The organism is Halomonas sp. JS92-SW72 (assembly GCF_003547075.1).
Classification (GTDB): domain Bacteria; phylum Pseudomonadota; class Gammaproteobacteria; order Pseudomonadales; family Halomonadaceae; genus Halomonas; species Halomonas alkalicola.
The window spans coordinates 652,353-674,771 of the sequence record NZ_CP032147.1; the positions used below are offsets into that span (position 1 = coordinate 652,353).

22 protein-coding genes are annotated in these 22,419 nt (G+C 69.1%); 20 read left to right on the forward strand and 2 right to left on the reverse strand.

Annotated features, from left to right (window positions below):
- The first annotated feature begins 39 nt into the window (after positions 1 to 39).
- The 20 genes from D1793_RS03100 to D1793_RS03195 all read left to right on the forward strand — a co-directional run bounded on the left by D1793_RS03100 (position 40) and on the right by D1793_RS03195 (position 20,533).
- Complete coding sequence (locus D1793_RS03100) at positions 40 to 1,500, forward strand: sodium-dependent transporter (RefSeq protein WP_119020840.1); 1,461 nt, start codon at positions 40 to 42, stop codon at positions 1,498 to 1,500.
- A gap of 161 nt (positions 1,501 to 1,661) precedes the next feature.
- Positions 1,662 to 2,489 carry a uroporphyrinogen-III C-methyltransferase gene (gene cobA / locus D1793_RS03105; protein ID WP_119020841.1) on the forward strand — a complete coding sequence of 276 codons (828 nt, stop codon included), beginning with the start codon at positions 1,662 to 1,664 and terminating at the stop codon, positions 2,487 to 2,489.
- Between the two features lie 73 nt (positions 2,490 to 2,562).
- On the forward strand, positions 2,563 to 4,266 hold the full coding sequence (locus D1793_RS03110; RefSeq protein ID WP_119020842.1) for a sensor histidine kinase: 1,704 nt from the start codon (positions 2,563 to 2,565) through the stop codon (positions 4,264 to 4,266).
- A gap of 44 nt (positions 4,267 to 4,310) precedes the next feature.
- Positions 4,311 to 5,072, forward strand: coding sequence for a response regulator (locus D1793_RS03115; RefSeq protein ID WP_119020843.1), 762 nt, complete (start codon positions 4,311 to 4,313; stop codon positions 5,070 to 5,072).
- Positions 5,073 to 5,218: 146 nt separating this feature from the next.
- Entirely contained in the window at positions 5,219 to 6,220 is a 1,002-nt protein-coding gene (locus D1793_RS03120; RefSeq protein ID WP_119020844.1) for a tripartite tricarboxylate transporter substrate-binding protein, read from the forward strand.
- Between the two features lie 98 nt (positions 6,221 to 6,318).
- A complete protein-coding gene (locus D1793_RS03125; protein WP_119020845.1) occupies positions 6,319 to 6,801 on the forward strand; it encodes a tripartite tricarboxylate transporter TctB family protein in 483 nt (160 codons plus the stop codon).
- Between the two features lie 19 nt (positions 6,802 to 6,820).
- Positions 6,821 to 8,302, forward strand: coding sequence for a tripartite tricarboxylate transporter permease (locus tag D1793_RS03130; RefSeq protein ID WP_119020846.1), 1,482 nt, complete (start codon positions 6,821 to 6,823; stop codon positions 8,300 to 8,302).
- A gap of 369 nt (positions 8,303 to 8,671) precedes the next feature.
- The gene (urtA, locus tag D1793_RS03135) at positions 8,672 to 9,964 is read left to right on the forward strand and encodes an urea ABC transporter substrate-binding protein (protein ID WP_240407813.1); all 1,293 of its coding nucleotides are present in this window, start codon (positions 8,672 to 8,674) and stop codon (positions 9,962 to 9,964) included.
- Positions 9,965 to 10,199: 235 nt separating this feature from the next.
- A complete protein-coding gene (gene urtB / locus D1793_RS03140; protein WP_119020847.1) occupies positions 10,200 to 11,795 on the forward strand; it encodes an urea ABC transporter permease subunit UrtB in 1,596 nt (531 codons plus the stop codon).
- 3 nt (positions 11,796 to 11,798) lie between these two features.
- Positions 11,799 to 12,965 (forward strand): urea ABC transporter permease subunit UrtC, encoded by a 1,167-nt coding sequence (gene urtC, locus D1793_RS03145; protein ID WP_119020848.1) that lies wholly within the window; start codon positions 11,799 to 11,801, stop codon positions 12,963 to 12,965.
- Positions 12,962 to 13,801 (forward strand): urea ABC transporter ATP-binding protein UrtD, encoded by an 840-nt coding sequence (gene urtD / locus D1793_RS03150; RefSeq protein ID WP_119020849.1) that lies wholly within the window; start codon positions 12,962 to 12,964, stop codon positions 13,799 to 13,801. The genes urtC and urtD overlap by 4 nt, the downstream gene beginning before the upstream one ends.
- A complete protein-coding gene (gene urtE, locus D1793_RS03155; protein WP_119020850.1) occupies positions 13,801 to 14,499 on the forward strand; it encodes an urea ABC transporter ATP-binding subunit UrtE in 699 nt (232 codons plus the stop codon). Before urtD ends, urtE begins: the two co-directional genes overlap by 1 nt.
- A gap of 507 nt (positions 14,500 to 15,006) precedes the next feature.
- Positions 15,007 to 15,897 (forward strand): urease accessory protein UreD, encoded by an 891-nt coding sequence (locus D1793_RS03160; RefSeq protein WP_119020851.1) that lies wholly within the window; start codon positions 15,007 to 15,009, stop codon positions 15,895 to 15,897.
- 25 nt (positions 15,898 to 15,922) lie between these two features.
- Positions 15,923 to 16,225 (forward strand): urease subunit gamma, encoded by a 303-nt coding sequence (locus tag D1793_RS03165; RefSeq protein WP_110068086.1) that lies wholly within the window; start codon positions 15,923 to 15,925, stop codon positions 16,223 to 16,225.
- A 26-nt stretch (positions 16,226 to 16,251) separates the two neighbouring features.
- Complete coding sequence (locus D1793_RS03170) at positions 16,252 to 16,626, forward strand: urease subunit beta (protein ID WP_119020852.1); 375 nt, start codon at positions 16,252 to 16,254, stop codon at positions 16,624 to 16,626.
- Positions 16,623 to 18,326: an urease subunit alpha gene (ureC, locus tag D1793_RS03175; protein ID WP_119020853.1), complete on the forward strand. Its 1,704-nt coding sequence runs from the start codon at positions 16,623 to 16,625 to the stop codon at positions 18,324 to 18,326. The genes D1793_RS03170 and ureC overlap by 4 nt, the downstream gene beginning before the upstream one ends.
- Positions 18,327 to 18,335: 9 nt before the next feature.
- Positions 18,336 to 18,878, forward strand: a complete 543-nt coding sequence (gene ureE / locus D1793_RS03180; RefSeq protein WP_119020854.1) for an urease accessory protein UreE — start codon at positions 18,336 to 18,338, stop codon at positions 18,876 to 18,878.
- Complete coding sequence (locus D1793_RS03185; RefSeq protein ID WP_205527619.1) at positions 18,868 to 19,548, forward strand: urease accessory protein UreF; 681 nt, start codon at positions 18,868 to 18,870, stop codon at positions 19,546 to 19,548. Before ureE ends, D1793_RS03185 begins: the two co-directional genes overlap by 11 nt.
- A gap of 41 nt (positions 19,549 to 19,589) precedes the next feature.
- A complete protein-coding gene (ureG, locus tag D1793_RS03190; protein ID WP_119020855.1) occupies positions 19,590 to 20,246 on the forward strand; it encodes an urease accessory protein UreG in 657 nt (218 codons plus the stop codon).
- Between the two features lie 47 nt (positions 20,247 to 20,293).
- Entirely contained in the window at positions 20,294 to 20,533 is a 240-nt protein-coding gene (locus D1793_RS03195) for a hypothetical protein (RefSeq protein WP_119020856.1), read from the forward strand.
- A 73-nt stretch (positions 20,534 to 20,606) separates the two neighbouring features.
- On the opposite strand, the gene D1793_RS03200 is transcribed toward D1793_RS03195, so the two are convergent.
- The gene (locus tag D1793_RS03200) at positions 20,607 to 21,584 is read right to left on the reverse strand and encodes an NADPH:quinone reductase (protein WP_119020857.1); all 978 of its coding nucleotides are present in this window, start codon (positions 21,582 to 21,584) and stop codon (positions 20,607 to 20,609) included.
- A 114-nt stretch (positions 21,585 to 21,698) separates the two neighbouring features.
- Positions 21,699 to 22,253, reverse strand: coding sequence for a hypothetical protein (locus tag D1793_RS03205; RefSeq protein ID WP_119020858.1), 555 nt, complete (start codon positions 22,251 to 22,253; stop codon positions 21,699 to 21,701).
- Positions 22,254 to 22,419 lie beyond the last annotated feature (166 nt).

Genomic DNA, 22,419 nt, shown 5'->3' on the forward strand with positions numbered 1-22,419 from the left:
TGTCCAACCATAAAAGCAACGTGATTCCCCTGGTGTAACATGACAACGAACGCACAACCTCGTGCCCAGTGGCTCGGCCGCTGGGGCTTCGTGCTGGCGGCCACCGGTTCCGCGGTGGGGCTCGGCAACATCTGGAAATTCCCCTACATCACCGGCGAGTACGGCGGCGGCGCCTTCGTGCTGGTCTACCTGGCCTGCATCCTGGCGGTGGGCATCCCGGTGATGATGACCGAGATCGCCTTCGGGCGTCGTGGCCGCGGCAGCCCCATCGATGCCGTGCGGCGGGTCGTCAACGAGTCCGGTCGCACCTCCGCCTGGTCGCTGCTGGGCTGGATGGCGATGCTCTGCGGCTTCATGATCCTCTCCTTCTATGCGGTGGTGGCGGGCTGGTCCTTCGCCTACCTCTGGAAGATGCTGACCGGTGTCTTCGCCGGGGCCGGCGCCGACGACATGGTGGGCATCTTCGTCGCCAACAACGAGAACCCGCTGAACCTCGGCTTCTGGAGCACCCTGGTGGTGGTGGCCACCATGCTGATCGTCGGCAAGGGGGTGCAGGCCGGCATCGAGCGCAGCGTCAGCTGGATGATGCCCGGCATGGTGGTGATGCTGGCGATCCTGATCGGCTACGGCGTGTTCTCCGGGGGCTTCGGCGAGGCGTGGCGCTTCCTGTTCGCCTTCAACGCCGGCAGCCTGTCGAGCGAGGGGATGCTGGCGGCCCTGGGCCATGCCTTCTTCACCCTGTCGCTGGCCTCCGGTGCCATCCTCACCTACGGCAGCTACCTGCCGGCCCGGGCCTCCATCGCCCGCACCACCCTGACCGTGGCCGCCGCCGATACCCTGGTGGCGCTGATGGCCGGGCTGGCGATCTTCCCGATCATCTTCGCCAACGGCATGAGCCCGGCAGAAGGGCCGGGGCTGATCTTCATGAGCCTGCCGCTGGCCTTCCAGGCGATGCCGCTGGGCACCCTGTTCGGCATCCTCTTCTTCGTGATGCTCTCCATGGCGGCGCTTACCTCGTCGATCTCTATGGTCGAGGCCACCGTCTCCTGGCTGACCGACAACAAGGGGATCTCGCGCCGCGCCGCGGCCTGGGGCACCGGCATCGTGCTGTGGGTGGTGAGCACCCTGGCGATGCTCTCCTTCAACCTGGGGGCCGACTGGACCCTGGCCGGGCGCAACGTCTTCGATTGGCTCGACTACCTGACCGCGCGCTGGATGATGCCGCTGGGCGGGCTCGGCCTGGTGCTGCTGGCCGGCTTCGTGCTCAAGAGTGAGATCCTGCGCGACGAGCTCGGGCTCTCGCCGCGGTCCCATGCGCTGTGGCTCTTCGCCGTGCGCTACCTGGCCCCGCTGGGCATCCTGGTGATCTTCGCCGACGCCCTGGGCGTGGCCCGCATCGAGTTCGGCCTGCACTGGCCCTGGCTGCTGGCGACGCTGGTCGTGATCACCCTGATCGGTGAGCTGGCCTGCCCCAGACTGCGTCGCACCTTCCAGGGCTGAGCCCCTCTCGCCACCCGCCCATTGCCCCCGCCTCGTCGGGGGCGATGCCGTTTCGGGCGGTGGAAAGGTTATAAGCTCGGTGCGGATGGAGAGTGGCAGGCGCGCGGCAAAATCATTACCTTCCGGAATATCAACAAATAGATTGTCCGAGGTAATGGAATATGCAGCAGAGCCCGTCTCCCCACGAGCCCCCAGGCACTGCCTTCGCGCCGGGCAGCGTCTGCCTGGTGGGGGCAGGCCCCGGCGACCCGCAGCTGCTGACGCTGAAGGCGCTGCGCCGCCTCCAGCAGGCCGAGGTGATCCTGCACGATCGGCTGGTCGGGGGGGAGATCCTGGCCCTGGCCAACCCGGAGGCCGAGCGCCTCTACGTGGGCAAGGCGCGCTCGAACCACAGCGTCCCCCAGGAGGGCATCAACCAGGCGCTGGTGGAGTGGGCGAGGGCGGGGAAACGTGTCCTGCGATTGAAGGGCGGCGATCCCTTCATCTTCGGGCGCGGCGGCGAGGAGCTCGAGACCCTGGCGGCGGCAGGCATCCCGGTGGAGGTCGTCCCCGGCATCACCGCTGCCTCGGGGTGTGCGGCCTATGCCGGCATCCCGCTGACCCACCGCGACCATGCCCAGTCGGTGCGCTTCATCACCGGCCACCTGAAGAATGGCAGCGCCGAGCTGGACTGGCCGGCCCTGGCCAGCCCCGGCCAGACCCTGGTCTTCTACATGGGCCTGCATGGTCTGCCCGAGATCTGCCGGCAGCTGGTGGCCCATGGCCTCCCCGAGACCACCCCGGCGGCCCTGATCGAGCAGGGCACCACGGCGCGCCAGCGGGTGCATCGCGCGACCCTCGCCGACCTGCCGGCGCAGCTGGCCCAGGTGTCGCCCCGGCCGCCCACCTTGATCATCGTCGGTGGGGTGGTCGGGCTGCATGGCACCCTGGCCTGGTTCGATCCCGCCCATGCCGCGGCCGGCGGCTGGGAGACCGGCAGCCGCGGCTGAGGCCGGGCGCTGCCGGCGACGGCTTGGTCATCGCGTGCGACAATGAGCGCCCCACGATCGTCGGGAGCCCATCATGACGGCTCATTCCAAGGATGCCCTCACCGAGGTGAGACGGCTGCGCCACCAGCGCCCGCGTCGCCACCGTCTGATGCGCAGCTTCCGCCTGCAGGTGATGCTGCTGGTGGGGGTGCTGCTGGCCGCCATGCTGCTGGCCCAGGGCGCCTACCTGAACCACCGCAAGGCCGAGATCATCAGCGACCAGATGGGCCAGCGTGCCCTGGCGGTGGCCCGGAGCGTGGCCACCATTCCCGAGCTGGTCGCGGCCTTCGACGAGCCCGACCCCAGTGTCACCATCCAGCCCATCGCCGAGCGTATCCGCCGCGACACCGGGGCGCGCTATGTGGTGGTGGGCAACGCCGAGGGCATCCGCTACTCCCACCCGCTGCCGGACCGCATCGGCCTGCCCATGGTCGGCGGCGACAACGACCGGGCGCTGATCGGCGGCGAGTCCTATGTCTCCGAGGCCGAGGGCTCCCTGGGCGAGGCGATGCGCGGCAAGACGCCGGTGTTCGACGCCGAGGGCGACATCATCGGCATCGTCTCGGTGGGCTTCATGCTCGATCGGGTGGCCCTGGACGTGGGGCGACATACCAGCCTCGGCTGGTGGCTGGTGGCGGCCATGATTGCCCTGGGCTTCGCCGGCGCCTACGGACTCTCCCACCATCTCAAGCGGGTGATCCTGGGCCTCGAGCCCCACGAGATCGCCCGCCTCGCCATGGAGAAGGAGGCGATCCTGCAGTCGATCCACGAGGGGATCCTGGCCGTCAACCGAGAGGGCGAGATCACCCTGGTCAACCAGCAGGCGCGGCGCTTCCTGGGGCTGCCCGAGGCCCGGGAGGTGCTGGGGCGGCCGATCCAGGAGCTGGTGCCCAACTCGCGGCTGCTGGAGGTGCTCGAGCGCGGCGAGCGGCAGTTCGACCAGCAGATGTGGCTCGGCGACCACCCGGTGGTGGTCAACCGCGTGCCGGTGCGCCACGCCGGCGAGATCGAGGGGGCCGTGGCCACCTTCCGCAGCCGCCGTGAAATCGTCGAGCTCTCCGAGGCGCTGACCGCCGCCAGCCGCGACGTGGACATGCTGCGCGCCCAGGCCCACGAGTTCTCCAACAAGCTCTATACCCTCTCCGGGCTGCTGCAGCTCGATCGCATTCAGGAGGCCCTGGCGCTGATCCACCAGGAGAGCGAGCGGGCCCAGGCGCAGATGAGCTTCCTGATGGGCCATGTGGCCGACCCGGTAATCAGCGGTACCCTGCTCGGCAAGCTGACCCGGGCCCGCGAGATCGGCGTGGTGCTGGAGATCGACGACCAGAGCTCCTTCTCGCTGCCGATGACCGCCGCCGGCCAGGAGGTGCTGATGACGGTGCTGGGCAATCTCATCGACAACGCCTGCGATGCCGCCCGGCAGGGCGCGGGCCCGGATGGCGATGGGGCCCGTGACGAGCTCCCGCGGGTCAGGCTCTTCTTCACCGACCTGGGCGAGCAGCTGCTGATCGAGGTGGAGGACAACGGTCCCGGTGTGCCTTCGGAGCAGGTGGCGCGTATCTTCGAGGAGGGCTACTCCACCAAGCCCGGCCGCCACCGCGGCATCGGCCTGGCGCTGGTCGCTCGCCTGTGCGCCGAGCACGGCGGTGCCATCACCCTGGAGGAGAGCGAGCTGGGCGGCGCCTGCTTCACGGTGGTGCTGGACCGTTCGCTGTGCCGCGACCCGGCCACGGCCTGAGCGAGCCCCGGCTCCCAACCGCCACCACCGTCAGAGGAGGAGAGATGTCGAACGACCCCCAGTCGGTCCAGGGCCAGGACCTCGATCATCAGGGCCATGGCGTCCTGATCATCGAGGACGACTTTCGCATCGCCGAGATCCACCGCGCCTTCATCGAGCAGAGCGAGGGCTTCCGGGTGGTGGGCATGGCGCGCTCCGGGGCGGAGGCCCGCACCCTGCTCACCGACGTCGGGGAGGCGGTCGATCTGGTGCTGCTCGACGCCTACCTGCCCGATGTCGAGGGGCTCGAGCTGCTGTGGCTGCTGCGCCGCGACCACCGCCATGTCGACGTGGTGATGGTCACCGCCGCCCGGGAGGTGGAGACCATCGGCGAGGCGCTGCGCGGCGGCGTCTTCGACTACCTGATCAAGCCCGCCGAGGCCTCGCGCATGGCCCAGATGCTGGCGCGTTTTCGCCGTGAGCGGGCGGCCCTGGCGGCCCGTGGCGAGATGAGCCAGGAGGAGCTCGACCGGGTGCTGGCGCGGGTGCAGCCCGAGGCGGGCGGGTCGCGGCGGCAGCTGCCCAAGGGCATCGACCGGCTGACCCTGCGCGCGGTGGTGGCCGCCCTGGAGGAGGCGAGTGCGCCGCTGGCGGCCATGCAGGTGGCCAGGGCGATGGGCGCGAGCCGCTCCACGGCGAGGCGCTACCTGGAGTTCCTGGTCTCGGTGCAGGTGATGGAGGCCGAGCTGGGCTATGGTGATGTGGGCAGGCCGGAGCGTCGCTATCGCCTGGTGGGGGATGCCGCGCCCTGGTGCGAGGAGGGGTGAGGGGCTCGCCGCCGTGAGCAGAATGGACACAATGCGCACAACGCACTTTTTCTTCATTATGTTCACAAGGTTGTGATCCCTGGCGCTGCTCCTCTAACGTTCGCTGCGTAGTTTCATAACAACGAACCCGCCTTGAGGAAATCGCCATGACTGCCAAGTTCACCGCTAGGAAGCTCACCGCCATCGTCCTGCCGCTGGCCGCCCTGACCGGCCTGAGCGCGGCCGCCCAGGCCGACGACTGGACCCCGACCCGCAACATCGAGTTCATCGCCCCGGCCAACCCTGGCGGCGGCTGGGACACCCTGGTGCGCACCGTCTCGCGGGTGATCCAGGAGGAGGGCCTGGCCGAGCGCAGCTTCGGCGCCATCAACGTGCCGGGCGGCGGCGGCGCCGTGGCCTGGGCGCAGATCGCCCGCGACACCGGCAACCCCCACAAGCTCTTTGCCACCAGCCCGCCGATCATCCTGGTGCCCCTGGCCGGCACCTCGCGCTATGACCACACCGACTTCACTCCCGTCGCGCGGCTGATCACCGACTACTCCATCATCCTGGTCAAGGCCGACTCGCCCTACGAGGACCTCAACGAGCTCTTCGAGGCGATCGCCGAGAACCCCAGCCTGAGCATCGGCGGCGGCAGCGCACCGGGCTCCATGGACCATATCTCCATGGCCGGGGTGGCCGCCGCGGCCGGCCTGGATGCCGCCAGCATCAACTACATTCCCTTCTCCGGCGGCGGCGAGGCGATGACCAACCTGATGGGCGGTCACGTGGCGGCGGTGATCACCGGCGCGGGCGAGGCCTCCGGTCAGCTGGGCGAGGGCAGTGGCCTGCGTCCCCTCGGTGTCTCTTCCCCCGAGCGGCTGGGCGGCGTGCTGGCGGACATCCCCACCTACCAGGAGCAGGGGATCGACTACACCTTCGACATCTGGCGCGGCGTGATGGGCACCCCGGACATGCCCGAGGAGGCGGTGGCCTACTACGAGGCATTGTTCGCCGAGATGCTCGAGACCGACGGCTGGGAAGCGGCCCGCGACCAGCTTGGCTGGATCGATGCCTACCAGAACAGCGAGGAGTTCGGCGCCTTCCTGGACGAGCAGAAGGAGCAATTCAGTACCATCCTCGGTGACCTCGGCCTGCTCGGCGGCTGACCCCTCCATCCCTCTGTCTCACCGCTTGCCCGGGAGCCTGGCTCCCGGGCGGGCCCGTCCCCATGTGTCGGCACTGCGGTGCCGTCGGGCAGGTTTCCATGACACGACTCAACTCCAACCAGATCATCGCCCTGCTGCTGGCGCTGCTCTCGGTGGGCTACCTGGCCATGGCCTGGCAGATCCCGGCTTTCCCCCTGCCGCGCCCCATCGACTCCGACCTCTTTCCCAAGGTGCTGGGCTTCACCCTGCTGGGCCTGGCCGTGCTGCTCTTCCTCGAGGCGCCCGCCGCCGGCGAGCCCCAGCCCGACGGCGATACGGACGAGCCCAGGGAGCCGCTGCTGCTGCGCCCCTGGTCGCGGGTGGTGGTGACCGCCATCGCCCTTGCCGCCTATGCGCTGCTGCTGGTGCCGGTGGGCTTCGTGCTGGCCTCCACGGCACTCTGCTTCGGCCTCGGCGGTTACTACGGCTATCGCCGACACGCCGTCAACCTGGCGACCTCACTGGGCGTGGTGCTGACCCTCTACCTGACCCTGACCCGGGTGATGGGCGTCTACCTGCCCACCGGCCTGCTGCCGTTCTGACCGGCGAGAGAGTGATTCCATGGACGCCTTCAATAACCTGATCTACGGCTTCAGCATCGCGCTGGACCCGATCAACCTCTTCTACGTCTTCGCCGGGGTCTTCGCCGGCACGGTGATCGGCATGCTGCCAGGGCTCGGGCCGATCAGCGCGCTGGCGCTGATGATCCCGCTCACCTTCGGCATGGAGCCCTCCTCGGGGCTGATCCTGATGGCCGGGGTCTACTACGGCGCCATCTTCGGCGGCTCCACCTCCTCTATCCTGCTCAACGCCCCGGGCGTGGCGGGCACCGTGGCCACCTCCTTCGACGGCTACCCCATGGCCAAGCAGGGCCAGGCCGGTAAGGCCCTGGCCATCGCCGCCTACGCCTCCTTCATCGGCGGCACCGTCTCCATCATCTTCCTGATGATGGTGGCGCCGCTGCTTGGCCGGGTGGCGGTCAGCTTCGGGCCTGCCGAGTACTTCTCGCTGATGGTGCTGGGTCTCACTGCGGTGGTCTCGCTCTCCGACAAGTCGCTGGTCAAGGGGCTGATCGCCGCCGTGGTGGGGGTGATGATCTCCATCATGGGCATCGACCTGCAGACCGGCACCGAGCGCTTCACTTTCGGCACCGCCCACCTGCTCGACGGCATCGACTTTCTGGTGGTGGCGCTGGGGATCTTCGCCCTGGCCGAGGTCTTCTACATGCTGCTCAGGGGCGGCGGCGGCAAGGCGCAGCCGCGGAACGCCATCGGTTCGCTCAGGCTCTCGAAGCAGGAGGTCAGGCAGATCGCCCCGCCCATCGGCCGCAGCTCCGTGCTCGGCTTCTTCACCGGGGTGCTGCCCGGGGCAGGCGCCACCATCGGCTCCTTCCTCGGCTACAGCATGGAGAAGCGCCTGGCCAAGGACGGCGACACCTTCGGCAAGGGCAACATCAAGGGGGTTGCGGCGCCGGAATCGGCCAACAACGCCGCCTGCACCGGCTCCTTCGTGCCGCTGTTGACCCTCGGTGTGCCCGGCTCCGGCTCCACCGCGGTGCTGCTCGGCGCCCTGCTGGTGATGGGGGTCTCCCCCGGGCCTGCGATGCTGGTGGACCGCCCCGACGTCTTCTGGGGCGTGGTGGCCAGCATGTACATCGGCAACATCATGCTGCTGGTGCTCAACCTGCCGCTGATCCCGCTGATCGCCAAGATCCTCGACCTGCCGCGGCCGCTGCTGCTGGCGCTGATCCTGATCTTCTGCATGGTCGGGGTCTACGGCATGAGCTTCAGCATCTTCGACCTGTTGCTGCTGCTCGGCTTCGGCCTGCTGGGGCTGGGCATGCGCCTGTTCGGCTTCCCGGCCGCGCCGCTGATCCTGGCGCTGATCCTCGGCAGCATCATGGAGGAGTCCATGCGCCGGGCGCTGCAGATCTCCGGGGGCGACTGGTCGATCTTTATCGACAAGCCGATCTCCCTGGCGCTGCTGGTGGTGGCCGCGCTCTCCCTGACCCTGCCGCTGCTGCGCAAATTCAGGGCCCGCTGACCCCCGCGCCCGGCCGTCGTTCGCGGGGGTGCCGGCCATGCCGGCGCCCCCGCGTCGTTGTACCCGGGCTCTCGGCGCGCGGCACGTCCGCCGCGCACTGACCTGGCGCAAGGGGGCGGGCACGACGCACCGAACGGTGCATGGCGGCGTCCTCGGTTGCACCGAGGCGGTGCGTCAAGCACGCTGCTGCGCCGCATCAACTGGTGCCAACTGATTGTCTTGGGACGTCTTTATCGTGAATGGCCCGCTGTGGCGCACCCCTTGCACTGTCTCCTTGTCCCACAACAACGACCCCCTTCGGGGAGCAAGGAGATTCTCGTGACCCCTTCCCATCGCAAGTCGCTGCCGCTTCGTCCCCTGACCGCCGCGCTGCTGACCGCCTCCCTGCTGGGGGCCGGCGGCCAGGCCCTGGCCGATGACGATCCCATCAAGGTGGGCATCCTGCATTCGCTCTCCGGCACCATGGCGATCAGCGAGACGGTGCTCAAGGACACCGTGGAGATGCTGATCGCCAAGCAGAACGAGCAGGGGGGGCTCCTCGGCCGCCAGCTAGAGGCGGTCGTGGTGGACCCGGCCTCCAACTGGCCGCTGTTCGCCGAGCGCGCCCGGGAGCTGCTCGCCCAGCATGAGGTGGACGTGGTCTTCGGCAACTGGACCTCGGTGTCGCGCAAGGCGGTGCTGCCGGTGTTCGAGGAGCTCAACGGCCTGCTCTTCTATCCGGTGCAGTACGAGGGGGAGGAGTCCTCCGAGAACGTCTTCTACACCGGCGCCGCGCCCAACCAGCAGGCGATCCCCGCGGTGGAGTACCTGATCAACGAGATGGGCATCGAGCGCTTCGCGCTGCTCGGCACCGACTACGTCTATCCGCGCACCACCAACCGCATCCTCGAAGCCTTCCTCAAGGAGGAGCACGGCATCGCCGACGAGGACGTCATGGTCAACTACACCCCTTTCGGGCACAGCGACTGGCAGAACATCGTCGCCGAGGTGCGCCGCTTCGGCAGCGAGGGCAAGCCCACCGCGGTGGTCTCCACCATCAATGGCGATGCCAACGTGCCCTTCTACCGCGAGCTGGGCAACCAGGGGGTGGACGCGGGCGACATTCCGGTCATCGCCTTCTCGGTGGGCGAGCAGGAGCTCACCGGCATCGACACCGCCCCCCTGGTGGGCCACCTGGCCGCCTGGAACTACTTCATGAGCGTCGACACCGACGCCAACTACGACTTCATCGACGCCTGGATCGAGTGGACCGGCGACGAGGAGGCGGTCACCAACGACCCCATGGAGGCCCACTATATCGGCTTCAACATGTGGGCCGAGGCGGTGCGCAAGGCCGGCACCACCGACCCCGACGCCATCAAGGACGCCATCATCGGCGTGGTGGTGCCGAACCTCTCCGGCAGCTACGCGGCGATGATGCCTAACCACCACATCACCAAGCCAGTGCTGATCGGCGAGGTCCAGGACAACGGCCAGTTCGATATTGTCTGGCAGACCCCCTCCACCGTGGTCGGCGACGCCTGGTCCGACTTCCTGCCCGGCTCCCGTGACCTGATGGCCGACTGGCAGGCGCCCATGCGCTGCGGCAACTTCAACGTGGCCACCGGCCGCTGCGGCGGCAGCACCGCCGCCGAGGAGGCCGAGGCCGCCCTCGCCGAGTAATGCCCGCTTCCGGCGTCGCATCAAGCGCAAGGCGCCGGGGACAGGTCGAAGAGGGGGTCCTATGCCAGGGATGGCATCGGTAGCGCCCAGGGATGGGTTTACAGCGCCCCCTCGACGGTCCTGCGCTCCGGGGCCTGTCGCCGGAACAGCCTTGAATGATGCTGCCTGCTGTGATTTCGCGGGGCGCACGCCCGCTTTACCCCCTTAGTGACTCCCTAATCCAAAGGATGAACCCATGAGGCGTCTCCTTTTTCTCTGGCTGCTGGTGCTGCTGGCCGTGCCGCTGGGCGCCCAGGCCCAGCCCGCGGCCGACGATGCCGCCGCCATCGAGTTGCTCGACGCCCTCGACGTCGACAGCTTCCCCGCCAAGAGCCGCGCCATCGAGGCCATCGTGGCAAGCGACGACGAGCGCGCCCGGCACTGGCTCCAGGCCCTGCTCGACGGCCGCCTGCAGCGCGCCGATGACGGCCGCTTCGTGGTGGTGCTGGACAACCGCGGCCGCGACTGGCCGGTGGAGGATGCCCTGACCGGCGAGGCGCTGGGCGAGATGTCCCGCCGCGATCTCGACCGCATCGGCATCAACAACGCCCTGCGCAACCAGCTGCGCAGCGCCATCGCCGTGGTGGACCTCTACTCGGCGGACCTTGCGCTGCGCCGCGCCTCCGCCGAGCGGCTGCTCGGCGAGGTGGACGCCGACCTGGCCGGCCCCCTTGCCGAGGTGATCGAGGGCGAGGAGGACGCCCGGGTGCGCCGCCGCCTGACCCAGGCGCTCGCCATCTACCGCCTGGAGCAGGGCGAGGTGGCCGCCGTGGCCGACCTCGAGGGCAGCCTGCACTCCCGGGTGCGCGTCGCCCTCAACGGCGCTGCCAATGGCGACGACCCGGTGCTGGCCGATGCCGCCCGCAACGCCTTGAACCAGATCGAGCAGATGCTCAAGGTCAACCGCGCCGCCGAGACCCTCTACTTCGGACTCTCCCTGGGCTCGGTGCTGGTGCTGGCGGCCATTGGTCTCGCCATCACTTTCGGGGTGATGGGGGTGATCAACATGGCCCACGGGGAGTTGATCATGCTCGGCGCCTACACCACCTGGATGATGCAGCAGCTGCTGCCCGGCCAGCCGGGGCTCGCGCTGGTGCTGTCGATTCCCGCCGGCTTCCTGGTAGCGGCGCTGGCCGGCATCGCCATCGAGCGCGGGGTGATCCAGTTCCTCAAGGGGCGGCCCCTGGAGACCCTGCTGGCCACCTTCGGCATCAGCCTGATCCTGCAGCAGCTGGTGCGTACCCTGATCTCGCCCCAGAACCGCACCGTGGTCTCCCCGGAGTGGATGAGCGGCTCCATCGCCATCAACGACGCCCTCTCGTTGACCCTGAACCGCATGGTGGTGATCGCCTTCGCTCTGGCGGTGTTCGCCGCCCTGGTGCTGATCATGCGCCGCACCCGGCTCGGGCTCGAGGTGCGGGCGGTGACCCAGAACCGCGCCATGGCGCGCTCCATGGGCATCCGCGCCACCCGGGTCGATATCCTCACCTTCGCCCTGGGCTCCGGGGTGGCGGGGCTCGCCGGGGTGGCGCTCTCCCAGCTCACCAACGTGGGGCCCAACCTGGGCCAGAGCTACATCATCGATTCCTTCATGGTGGTGGTGTTCGGCGGCGTCGGGAACCTCTGGGGCACCCTGGTGGCGGGCCTGTCGCTGGGGGTGATCAACCAGGTACTGGAGCCCTGGGCGGGCGCCGTGCTGGCCAAGATCATCGTGCTCGTCTTCATCATCCTGTTCATTCAGAAGCGCCCCCGCGGACTCTTCCCGCAGAAGGGCCGGGCGGCGGAGGGCTAACCGATGCATTCCACACATTTCTGGCTGACGCGCCCCTTCGGCGAGCGCTCGACGCAGCTCTTCCTGGCCGTGCTGCTGGCGGCCATGACCCTGGTGACGCTGCTGCACCTGGCCGTGCCCCAGGGCCATCCGCTTTACGTCAACGCCTATACCGTCAACCTCTTCGGCAAGTACCTGAGCTATGCGCTGCTGGCGGTGGCGGTGGACCTGGTGTGGGGCTATCTGGGCATCCTGAGCCTCGGCCACGGCGCCTTCTTCGCGCTGGGCGGCTACGCCATGGGCATGTACCTGATGCGCCAGATCGGCGACCGCGGGGTGTATGGTGATCCCGTGCTGCCGGACTTCATGGTGTTTCTGAGCTGGGAGAACCTGCCCTGGTACTGGCTCGGCTTCGACATGGCCTGGCTCGCCTTCCTGATGGTGCTGCTGGTGCCCGGCGCCCTGGCGCTGGTGTTCGGCTTCCTGGCCTTCCGCTCCCGGGTCACCGGGGTCTATCTCTCCATCATCACCCAGGCGCTCACCTTCGCCCTGATGCTGGCCTTCTTCCGCAACGAGATGGGCTTCGGCGGCAGCGACGGCCTGACCGACTTCCGCGAGATTCTGGGCTTCAACCTGAGAAGCAACGAGACGCGGCTGGGGCTCTTCCTGGCCAGCGGCGTGGCCCTCGCCCTGGGCTACGTCGTGTGCCGGGCCATCGTGGGAAGCAAGCTCGGCCGGGTCTGCGTGGCCACCCGTGACGCCGAGGCGCGCACGCGCTTTCTCGGCTACCGGGTGGAGCGCTTCCAGCTCTTCGTCTTCGTGGTCTCGGCGATGCTGGCGGGGCTTGCCGGCGCCCTCTACGTGCCCCAGGTGGGGATCATCAACCCCAGCGAGTTCTCGCCGCTCTTCTCCATCGAGATCGTGCTCTGGGTGGCGCTGGGCGGCCGGGCGACCCTCTACGGGGCGGTGATCGGGGCGATACTGGTCAACTACGCCAAGACCTATTTCACCGGCGCCATGCCCGACGCCTGGCTCTTCGCCCTCGGCGGGCTCTTCGTGCTGGTCACGGTCTTCCTGCCCAAGGGCGTGGCGGGGCTCCTCGCCTATCGCCTGAAGCGTCGCCGACGGGACGATGACGCCGGCGCGTCCGCCAATCAAGACGGAGCCACCGGCTCGGAGGTGACCCCATGAGTTTCCTGAGATCCCTGGCCGACCGCGATCGCGTCTTCGACTTCCTGGTGCCCGCCGCCTCGCCCGTGGACGTGCGCCACGGCCCGATCCTCTACCTGGAAGATGTCACGGTGAGCTTCGACGGCTTCAAGGCCATCGACAACCTCAACCTGACCATCGACGATGGTGAACTGCGCTGCATCATCGGCCCCAACGGCGCCGGCAAGACCACCATGATGGACATCATCACCGGCAAGACCCGTCCCGACACCGGCTCGGTGTGGTTCGGCAGCCGCCACGATCTGCTGACGATGAACGAGCCGGAGATCGCCAGTCTCGGCATCGGCCGCAAGTTCCAGAAGCCTACGGTCTTCGAGGCGCTCAGCGTGTTCGAGAACCTGGAGCTTGCCATGGCCGCCGACAAGCGCATCCTGCCGACTCTGACCGCCCGCATGAGCGGCGAGGTGCGCGATCGCATCGAGGAGGGGCTCGCCACCATCGGTCTCACCGCGCTGCGCGACCGGCCGGCGGGCATCCTCTCCCACGGCCAGAAGCAGTGGCTGGAGATCGGCATGCTGCTGATGCAGCGGCCGCGCCTGCTGCTGGTGGACGAGCCGGTGGCCGGCATGACCGAGCAGGAGATGGAGCGCACCGCGGAGCTGCTGACCGGCCTTGCCGGCAAGCAGTCGGTGGTGGTGGTGGAGCACGATATGGGCTTCGTGCGCTCCATCGCCCGCCAGGTGACGGTGCTCCACCAGGGCAGCGTGCTGGCCGAGGGGACCATGGACCAGGTGGCCAGCGACCCCAGGGTGATCGAGGTCTACCTGGGGGCCGAGGCCGACGAGGAGATGGCGTGATGCTGAAAATCGACAAGCTCAACCAGTATTACGGCGAGAGCCACACCCTCTGGGATCTCGACCTCGCGGTGCCGGCGGGGGAGTGCACCTGCGTGATGGGCCGCAACGGGGTGGGCAAGACCACCCTGATGAAGGCGATCATGGGCGAGGTGAGGGTGGCCTCCGGCAGCCTCCGCTACGCCGACGACGTGGAGCTGACCAAGCGGCGCGTCGAGGAGCGCTCGCGCCTCGGCATCGGCTATGTGCCCCAGGGCCGCCAGATCTTCCCGCTGCTCAGCGTGGAGGAGAACCTGCGCACCGGGCTCGCCGCCCGGGGCGACGGCCGCAGGACGATTCCCGAGCGCATCTACGAGCTCTTCCCGGTGCTTCGGGAGATGAAGCACCGCCGCGGCGGCGATCTCTCCGGGGGCCAGCAGCAGCAGCTGGCCATCGGCCGGGCGCTGGTGCTCGAGCCGCGGCTGCTGATCCTCGACGAGCCGGGGGAGGGCATCCAGCCCAATATCGTCACCCTTATCGGCGAGGTGATCCGCCGGCTGATCGCGGAAGACGGCCTCACCGTGCTGCTGGTGGAGCAAAAGCTGCCCTTCGCCCGCAAGTACGCCGACCGCTTTGTGATCATGGACCGCGGCCGGCCGGTGGCCAAGGGGGCCATCGGCGAGCTCTCCGATGCGCTGATCAGGGAGCACCTCACCGTCTAGGGTCGGAAGCGACGACGGGCGGTCACAGCTGGCTTACATCACTCGGGGCTGACCTGTCGGCAAGCCTTCGAGCGGGGCCGGCCTTCCGGAGGCGCTCTGAATACATGCCTGTACGCTACCGATGCCCTGCGGCGCTCTCGCATCCTGCGCCGCTTGCAGGGCCGGTGCTGGCCATCCTTGGCCAGCCCGTTCGGAGCAGTGCTCCTCACCCCTGGCATAGGACCTCCTCTTCGGCTTGCCCCCAGCGCCCCTCGTTATGCGTCACTGCGGCAGCCCGACTGTCGAAATCGAGAGAGTCTTGCACCTTTCTGGCCTGCCCGCCTGTGCGCGTGCACCCGCAAGGTGCGCGGCGGCCTCCGTTGATGCACCGGGAGGGGGCGAGGGGCCGTCTTCCTGGTCCCGGCAATCATTTCAACTTTCTGAATGATAAGGGAAATATATCGCTCTCCCCATTCTGGTACGCCCCTTGCTGAAGACTGGTCAGAGACGCCACCGCAAGAGCCGCCCATGACCGCCTTCGAGCCCTCCCTTGCCACCCCTCCGCCGGCATCCGGCCACCGCTTCGATGCCGAGCGGCGCTGGGAGGCGACGCTTGCGCTGCGTTTCGCCGCGCGGGACGGGGCGACGCGGCTGACCCGGGCGCGCCACTGCGGGCCGCTGCGGGTGCAGCGCCCCTTCTACCCGGAGGGGCCTGCGGGCGTCTGCCACCTCTACCTGCTGCACCCGCCGGGGGGGCTGGTCAGCGGCGATGCCCTGACCCTCTCGGCCCGGGTCGAGGCGGGCGCCCAGGCGCTGCTCACCACCCCGGCGGCCAACAAGCTCTATCGCGCCGACAGCCACGGGGTGGCCTGGCGCCAGGCCACCCACCTGGAGGTCGACGATGGCGGCACCCTGGAGTGGCTGCCCCAGGAGACCATCGCCTTCGACGGCTCCCGGGGGGAGCAGAGCACCCAGATCGCGCTCTCGGGCGCCGCCCGCTGCCTGGGCTGGGAGGTGCTGGCCCTGGGGCGCCCGGCAAGTGCGCTGCCCTATCGGTCGGGGCGCCTCGAGCAGCGCTTTCGCCTCACCCGCGACGGCCGGCCCCTGTGGCTGGAGCGCCAGCCGCTGGACCCCACCCACCCGCGCTTCACGGGGCGCTGGGGGCAGGGGGGCGCCAGCGTCCAGGCAACCCTCTGGGCGGTGGGCCTCGACGACGAACCCGAGGCCATCGAGGCGCTGCGCGACGCGCTTCCCGCCTCGCCCCGCTGGGCGGTGACCGTACGCCACGGCGTGCTGCTGCTGCGCTACCTGGGCGATGAGCGCCGCGAGGCCTGGGTGCTCTGCGAGGCCGCCTGGCGGGTGCTGCGCCCGCGGCTGCTGGGCCTCGAGGCCCAGATCCCGCGCATCTGGCTGACCTGATTCCCTTCACCGACGAGACGACGCCATGGAACTGACTCCCCGCGACAAGGACAAGCTGATGCTCTTTCTGGCCGCTCAGCTGGCCGAGCGCCGCCGCGCCCGCGGCCTGAAGCTCAACTACCCCGAGGCGGTGGCGCTGATCAGCTTCGAGATCATGGAGGGCGCCCGGGATGGCCGCAGCGTGGCCGACCTGATGAGCGCCGGCCGTGAGATTCTCGGCCGCGACGACGTCATGGAGGGGGTGGCCGAGATGGTCCACGAGGTGCAGGTGGAGGCCACGTTCCCGGATGGCACCAAGTTGGTCACCGTCCACACCCCCATTGTCTGACACTGGCTGCAGGAGGGAGCAACGACATGATTCCCGGTGAATATCGATTGCAGGACGGCGAGATCACGCTCTGCGAGGGGCGCGAGCGGATCACCGTCGAGGTGGCCAATACCGGCGACCGGCCGATCCAGATCGGCTCCCACTACCACTTCGCCGAGGCCAACCCGGCGCTGGTCTTCGACCGCAACAAGACCCGCGGCCATCGCCTCGACGTGGCCGCCGGCACCGCGATCCGCTTCGAGCCGGGCCAGACCCGGGAGGTGACCCTGATTCCCTTCGCCGGCACGCGCCATATCTATGGCTTCCGCGGCGACGTCATGGGTGCGCTGCTATCTACCGCGCCCGAATCCGCGCGGGCTCCGTCCGGTTCCACCTCCGGCGGCCATGGAGGCAAATCATGAAGATCTCGAGACAGGCCTACGCGGATATGTACGGCCCCACGGTGGGCGACCGGGTGCGCCTGGGCGACACCGAGCTGTGGATCGAGGTAGAGCGCGACGCCACCCACTACGGCGAGGAGGTGAAGTTCGGCGGCGGCAAGGTGATCCGCGACGGCATGGGCCAGAGCCAGCGTGCCGATGCCACGGTGATGGACACCGTGATCACCAACGCCCTGATCCTCGACTGGTGGGGCATCGTCAAGGCGGACGTCGGGATCCAGTCCGGGCGGATCAGTGCCATCGGCAAGGCGGGCAACCCCGATACCCAGCCGGGTGTGGAGATCGTGATCGGCCCCGGCACCGAGGTGATCGCCGGCGAAGGCATGATCCTCACCGCCGGCGGCATCGACGCCCATATCCACTTCATCTGCCCGCAGCAGGTGGAGGAGGCGTTGGCCAGCGGCATCACCACCATGCTGGGCGGCGGCACCGGGCCTGCGACCGGCTCCAAGGCCACCACCTGCACCCCGGGCGAGTGGCATATCGCCCGGATGCTCCAGGCGGTGGATGAGCTGCCCATGAATATCGGCCTGCTGGGCAAGGGCAACGCCAGCCTGCCCGAGGGGCTGGCGGCCCAGCTCGAGGCCGGCGCCATGGGGCTCAAGCTCCACGAGGACTGGGGCACCACCCCGGCCTCCATCGACAATTGCCTCAGCGTGGCCGAGCGGTATGACGTGCAGATCGCCATCCACACCGACACCCTCAACGAGTCGGGCTTCGTGGAGGACACCCTGGCGGCGTTCAAGGAGCGCGGCATCCACACCTACCACACCGAGGGGGCCGGGGGCGGCCACGCGCCGGACATCCTCACCGCCTGCGCCAAGCCCTACGTGCTGCCGTCCTCCACCAACCCGACCCGGCCCTATACGGTCAACACCATCGACGAGCATCTCGACATGCTGATGGTGTGCCACCACCTGGACCCCAACATCCCCGAGGACGTGGCCTTCGCCGACTCGCGCATCCGCCGCGAGACCATCGCCGCCGAGGACATCCTCCAGGATCTCGGCGTGATCTCGATGATCTCCTCCGACTCCCAGGCCATGGGCCGGGTGGGGGAGGTGGTGTGCCGCACCTGGCAGACCGCCCACAAGATGAAGGTGCAGCGGGGCCTGTTGCCCGAGGACGAGGCGCTCGGCGCCGACAACTTCCGCGCCCGGCGCTACATCGCCAAGTACACCATCAACCCGGCGATCACCCACGGCATCGGCCACGAGGTGGGCTCCATCGAGGTGGGCAAGCTGGCCGACCTGGTGCTCTGGAGCCCGGCCTTCTTCGGCGTCAAGCCGGCGCTGATCCTCAAGGGGGGCATGATCGCCATGGCCCCCATGGGCGACCCCAACGCCTCGATCCCCACGCCCCAGCCGGTCCACTACAGGCCAATGTTCGGGGCCCTGGGACGGGCGGCAAGCCTGACCCGGGTCAGCTTCGTGAGCCAGGCGGCTCTGGACACGGGCATCCGCGAGCGGCTGGGCCTCACCAGCCGGCTGGTGGCGTGCCAGAACGTGCGGGGTGTGCGCAAGGGGGACATGAAGCTCAACGACGCCTGCCCCGAGCTCAGCGTCGACCCCCAGACCTACGAGGTGCGCTGCGACGGGGAGCTTCTGACCTGCGAGCCCGCCACCGAGCTGCCGCTGGCCCAGCGCTACCACCTGTTCTAGGAGCCCAAGATGCTGAAACTGACCGAACGCCTAGGCCCCATCGCGGTGGACCAGGCCACCGATACCCTGACGCTGCCCTATGAGCTGCGTATCCGCGGCCGCCTCAAGGCGGAAAGCGACGCCGGCCGCGACCTCGGCCTCTTCCTCGACCGCGGGCCGGTGCTGCGCGACGGCGAAGGGCTGCGCGCCGAGGGCGGCGAGATCGTGCGCATCCGCGCCGCCGACGAGCCGGTGGTCACCGCCCGCATCGCCCCCGGTCTGCCCCTGGCGCGGCTCGCCTACCACCTGGGCAATCGCCACGTGCAGCTGGCGCTGGGCGAGGACGAGCAGGGTGGCTACGTGCGCTTTCCGCCGGACCATGTGCTGGAGGAGCTGGCAGTGCTGCTCGGCGCCACGCTCGAGTACCACCGGGCTCCCTTCGACCCGGAGCCCGGCGCCTATCAGCAGCTGGGCGGGCATGGCCATTCACACAGCCACTCTCACTCGCACGGGCACGGGCACGGGCACGACCACGACCATGGCCACTCCCATGCGCATGCCCATGAGCACTGAACCCGACGACCTGGCCCTGCTCGGGCTGCTGCAGTGGGTCAGCCCGGCGCTGCCCATCGGCGCCTTCGCCTTCTCCCAGGGGCTGGAGAGCGCCTTCGAGCTGGGCTGGGTGACCGAGGAGGCGAGCCTCGGCGACTGGCTCGAAGGGGTGCTCGAGGATGGCCTGACCCGCTGCGAGCTGCCGGCGCTTTCGCGTCTGCATGCCGCCTGGTCGGAAGGCGACGGCGAGGCGGTGGCCGAGTGGGACCGGTGGCTTGCCGCCAACCGCGAGACCGCGGAGCTCGCCGCCGAGGATGCGCGGCTCGGGGCCTCGCTCAAGCGGCTGCTGGGCAGCCTGGCGCTGCTGCCGGAAGAGGCAGAGCTCCCGGAAGGAGCGGGCTATGTGACGCTGTTTGCCTGGGCGGCCCGGGTGCGCGGCATACCGGTGCGCCAGGCGCTGCTCGGCTTCGCCTGGGCCTGGCTGGAGAACCAGCTGGCGGTGGCCTGCAAGGCGCTGCCCCTGGGCCACACCGCCGCCCAGCGAATCGTGGAACGGCTGCGTCCGGCCCTGGTCGCCGCGGTCGACGAGGCCCTGGCGCTGCCCGATGACGAACTCGGCCCGGCGCTGCCCGGCCTGGCCCTGGCCAGCGCCCTGCACGAGACCCAGTATTCGCGACTGTTCAGAAGCTGATGTGACCAGAAGCTGACGAAGCACAACCAGGAGAGACGACCATGACCCATTGTTTACGCGTTGGTGTCGGCGGCCCGGTGGGCTCCGGCAAGACGGCGCTGCTCAAGCAGCTCTGCCTGGCCCTGCGCGACCACTACGATATCGCCGTGGTCACCAACGACATCTACACCCGGGAGGACGCCGACTTCCTGCTGCGCCACGAGGCCCTCGACGCCGATCGCATCCTCGGCGTGGAGACCGGCGGCTGTCCGCATACCGCCATCCGCGAGGATGCCTCCATGAACCTCGCCGCCATCGAGGAGCTCCAGGCGCGCCACCCGGGCCTCGAGCTGGTGCTGGTGGAGTCCGGCGGCGACAACCTCTCGGCCACGTTCAGCCCCGAACTCTCCGACCTCACCCTCTACGTGATCGACGTCTCCGCTGGCGACAAGATCCCCCGCAAGGGCGGCCCCGGCATCACCAAGTCGGACCTGTTGATCATCAACAAGATCGATATCGCCGAGCAGGTGCATGCGTCCCTCGAGGTGATGGAGCGCGACTCGAAGACGATGCGCGGCGAGCGCCCCTTCGTCTTCACCAACCTCTACGACGGCGTGGGCCTCGAGACGATCATCCAGTTCATCCTCGAGCGCGGCATGCTGCCGGAACGCCGGTCGCCGGAGCGCCGGCCCCAGGCCGATGCCGGCGCTACCGCCTGATTCACTCCCCCATACCGACTCGACACCCCGGCAAGGAGATCGCCCCCATGACCTTACTCTCGATGTCTCTCTCGAAACGCGCCGCCACGGCTGCCGCGGCCACCGGCCTGCTGCTTGTCGCCGGCTCGGCCCTGGCCCACCCGGGTCACGGCGCCCCCGATGTCCATGCCCATACCGGCCATCCGCTGCTGCTGCTGGCGGGCGCCTTCTCCGTGCTGGGCGTGACCGGGCTTGCCCTGCTGCTGCGGCGTGTCCTTCGCCAGCGGCGGCTGCAGCGACAGCGCTGAATTCCGGCGTCACCCCAATGCAGAACGCCCGGCCACTGGCCGGGCGTTCTGCATGGGTGGGTCAGGGTGGTGATCAGGGCAGCAGGATGGTGGAGCCGGTGGTCTGGCGGCCCTGCAGGGCGTCCTGAGCCTTGCCGGCCTCGGCCAGCGGGTAGCGGTGGGAGATATCGACCTTGAGCTTGCCGCTTTCGAGCATGGCGAAGAGCTCGTCGGCCATCATCTGCAGCCGCTCGGGGGTGTCGGCATAGCCATTGAGGCTGGGGCGGGTGACGAACTGCGACCCCTTCTGGTTGAGGATGCCGATATTGACGCCTTCGACCGCGCCGGAGGCGTTGCCAAAGCTGACCATCAGCGAGCGCGGCTTGAGGCAGTCGAGGGACGTTTCCCAGGTGTCCTTGCCCACCGAGTCGTAGACCACGTCGCACATGGCGCCGTCGGTGAGCTCGCGCACCCGCTCGACCACGTTCTCCTTGGTGTAGTCGATGGTGGCCCAGGCGCCGTTCTTCTCGGCCAGGGCCGCCTTCTCCGGCGAGCTGACGGTGCCGATCAGCCTGACGCCGAGCGCCCGCGCCCACTGACAGGCGATGGAGCCCACGCCGCCGGCCGCGGCATGCCACAGGATGGTCTCGCCGCCCTTGAGGGGAAAGGTCTGGCGCATCAGGTACTGCACCGTCAGCCCCTTGAGCATGCTGGCCGCGGCGGTCTCGAAGTCGATGGCATCGGGCAGCTTGACCACCTTGTCGGCGGGCAGGGTATGCAGCTCGGCATAGGCGCCGAGCGGCCCCTGGGCGTAGGCGACGCGGTCGCCGGGCGCGAGGTGGCTGACCCCTTCACCTACCGCATCGACCACGCCGGCGCCCTCGGTGCCGAGCCCGGAGGGCAGCGACGGGGCGGGGTAGAGGCCGGTGCGGAAGTAGATGTCGATGAAGTTGAGGCCGATGGCGCGGTTGGCGATTCGCACCTCGCCGGGGCCGGGTTCGGCGGGGGAGACATCGACGAGTTCGAGCACCTCGGAGCCGCCGGTGCGGGCAAACTGGATACGCTTGGCCATGTTGGTAAGTCCTTGTCTTGCAGAATGCTGGACGGGATGAGAGACAGTCGGGATAGGGACAATATCCAAACGCCGTTCACGTGTCCGGTCAAGTCGGCAGCGCCAACGGCAGGCTCAGGCGTCGGCGAGCCCCTCGACGAAGGCCTGCTTCTCCGCCTCGAAGAAGGCGCGCTCCTGCTTGAAGCGACGCAGCACCGCCGACTCGTCGAAGACGAGCGGCGCGGAGAGCCGGCCCGACAGTGCCGCGGGGTGCTGGAAGGCGAGCCCGACCCGCTCTCCCTGGGCGTTCTTCACCCAGCGGGTGATCCCGCACGCCTCGAGGAAGGCCTCGTCCAGGGTCTCGCCGGGCGTGACCGAGAGAGGGGCGTTGAGGGCCAGGTCGCGGAGCAGGCGCCTCAGCGGCTCGCGGCTCTCCTCGAGGGAGGCGGCGAGGGTCACGGCCATGCCCTCGCCGCTCTCGTCCATGACCAGCAGGGCCAGCGCCAGGGGCCGTCCTCGCTCGTCCATCAGGGCCCAGAGCCGTGCCGCCTCGGCGGGAAACAGCAGGTGACGGGTGCCGCTGAAGGCCACCAGCGGCGCCAGGCCGGCCTGGGTGCCGTGGACCGCCGCGCACAGCCGCGCCAGGCAGGCATCGCGCCTGGCGCCGGGCTCGAGACTCACCACTTTCATCCGGATTCTCCACTCCATGACGGGTTGGCGCGAAGCCTATCATATCTGCCCGCCCAGGCTCGGTCGCCATTCCGCCGCGCAGGGGCTGTGCCTCGCTCCTGCATCTCGCTATGCTGGCTTCCATTTCCGGTCGCCGCTGCCGTCTTGTCGTGGTGGCCGGCCCCCT

What these genes read in the sequence shown, in the direction of transcription:
- urtD (WP_119020849.1), top strand. Translation starts at nt 12,962, where the DNA reads ATGAGTTTCCTGAGATCCCTGGCCGACCGCGATCGCGTCTTCGACTTC.
- D1793_RS03110 (WP_119020842.1), top strand. Translation starts at nt 2,563, where the DNA reads ATGACGGCTCATTCCAAGGATGCCCTCACCGAGGTGAGACGGCTGCGC.
- D1793_RS03200 (WP_119020857.1), bottom strand. Translation starts at nt 21,584, where the DNA reads ATGGCCAAGCGTATCCAGTTTGCCCGCACCGGCGGCTCCGAGGTGCTC.
- urtB (WP_119020847.1), top strand. Translation starts at nt 10,200, where the DNA reads ATGAGGCGTCTCCTTTTTCTCTGGCTGCTGGTGCTGCTGGCCGTGCCG.
- D1793_RS03130 (WP_119020846.1), top strand. Translation starts at nt 6,821, where the DNA reads ATGGACGCCTTCAATAACCTGATCTACGGCTTCAGCATCGCGCTGGAC.
- D1793_RS03100 (WP_119020840.1), top strand. Translation starts at nt 40, where the DNA reads ATGACAACGAACGCACAACCTCGTGCCCAGTGGCTCGGCCGCTGGGGC.
- D1793_RS03125 (WP_119020845.1), top strand. Translation starts at nt 6,319, where the DNA reads ATGACACGACTCAACTCCAACCAGATCATCGCCCTGCTGCTGGCGCTG.
- D1793_RS03160 (WP_119020851.1), top strand. Translation starts at nt 15,007, where the DNA reads ATGACCGCCTTCGAGCCCTCCCTTGCCACCCCTCCGCCGGCATCCGGC.
- D1793_RS03120 (WP_119020844.1), top strand. Translation starts at nt 5,219, where the DNA reads ATGACTGCCAAGTTCACCGCTAGGAAGCTCACCGCCATCGTCCTGCCG.
- D1793_RS03165 (WP_110068086.1), top strand. Translation starts at nt 15,923, where the DNA reads ATGGAACTGACTCCCCGCGACAAGGACAAGCTGATGCTCTTTCTGGCC.
- ureG (WP_119020855.1), top strand. Translation starts at nt 19,590, where the DNA reads ATGACCCATTGTTTACGCGTTGGTGTCGGCGGCCCGGTGGGCTCCGGC.
- urtC (WP_119020848.1), top strand. Translation starts at nt 11,799, where the DNA reads ATGCATTCCACACATTTCTGGCTGACGCGCCCCTTCGGCGAGCGCTCG.
- ureE (WP_119020854.1), top strand. Translation starts at nt 18,336, where the DNA reads ATGCTGAAACTGACCGAACGCCTAGGCCCCATCGCGGTGGACCAGGCC.
- urtE (WP_119020850.1), top strand. Translation starts at nt 13,801, where the DNA reads ATGCTGAAAATCGACAAGCTCAACCAGTATTACGGCGAGAGCCACACC.
- cobA (WP_119020841.1), top strand. Translation starts at nt 1,662, where the DNA reads ATGCAGCAGAGCCCGTCTCCCCACGAGCCCCCAGGCACTGCCTTCGCG.
- D1793_RS03205 (WP_119020858.1), bottom strand. Translation starts at nt 22,253, where the DNA reads ATGAAAGTGGTGAGTCTCGAGCCCGGCGCCAGGCGCGATGCCTGCCTG.
- ureC (WP_119020853.1), top strand. Translation starts at nt 16,623, where the DNA reads ATGAAGATCTCGAGACAGGCCTACGCGGATATGTACGGCCCCACGGTG.
- D1793_RS03170 (WP_119020852.1), top strand. Translation starts at nt 16,252, where the DNA reads ATGATTCCCGGTGAATATCGATTGCAGGACGGCGAGATCACGCTCTGC.
- D1793_RS03115 (WP_119020843.1), top strand. Translation starts at nt 4,311, where the DNA reads ATGTCGAACGACCCCCAGTCGGTCCAGGGCCAGGACCTCGATCATCAG.
- D1793_RS03185 (WP_205527619.1), top strand. Translation starts at nt 18,868, where the DNA reads ATGAGCACTGAACCCGACGACCTGGCCCTGCTCGGGCTGCTGCAGTGG.
- D1793_RS03195 (WP_119020856.1), top strand. Translation starts at nt 20,294, where the DNA reads ATGACCTTACTCTCGATGTCTCTCTCGAAACGCGCCGCCACGGCTGCC.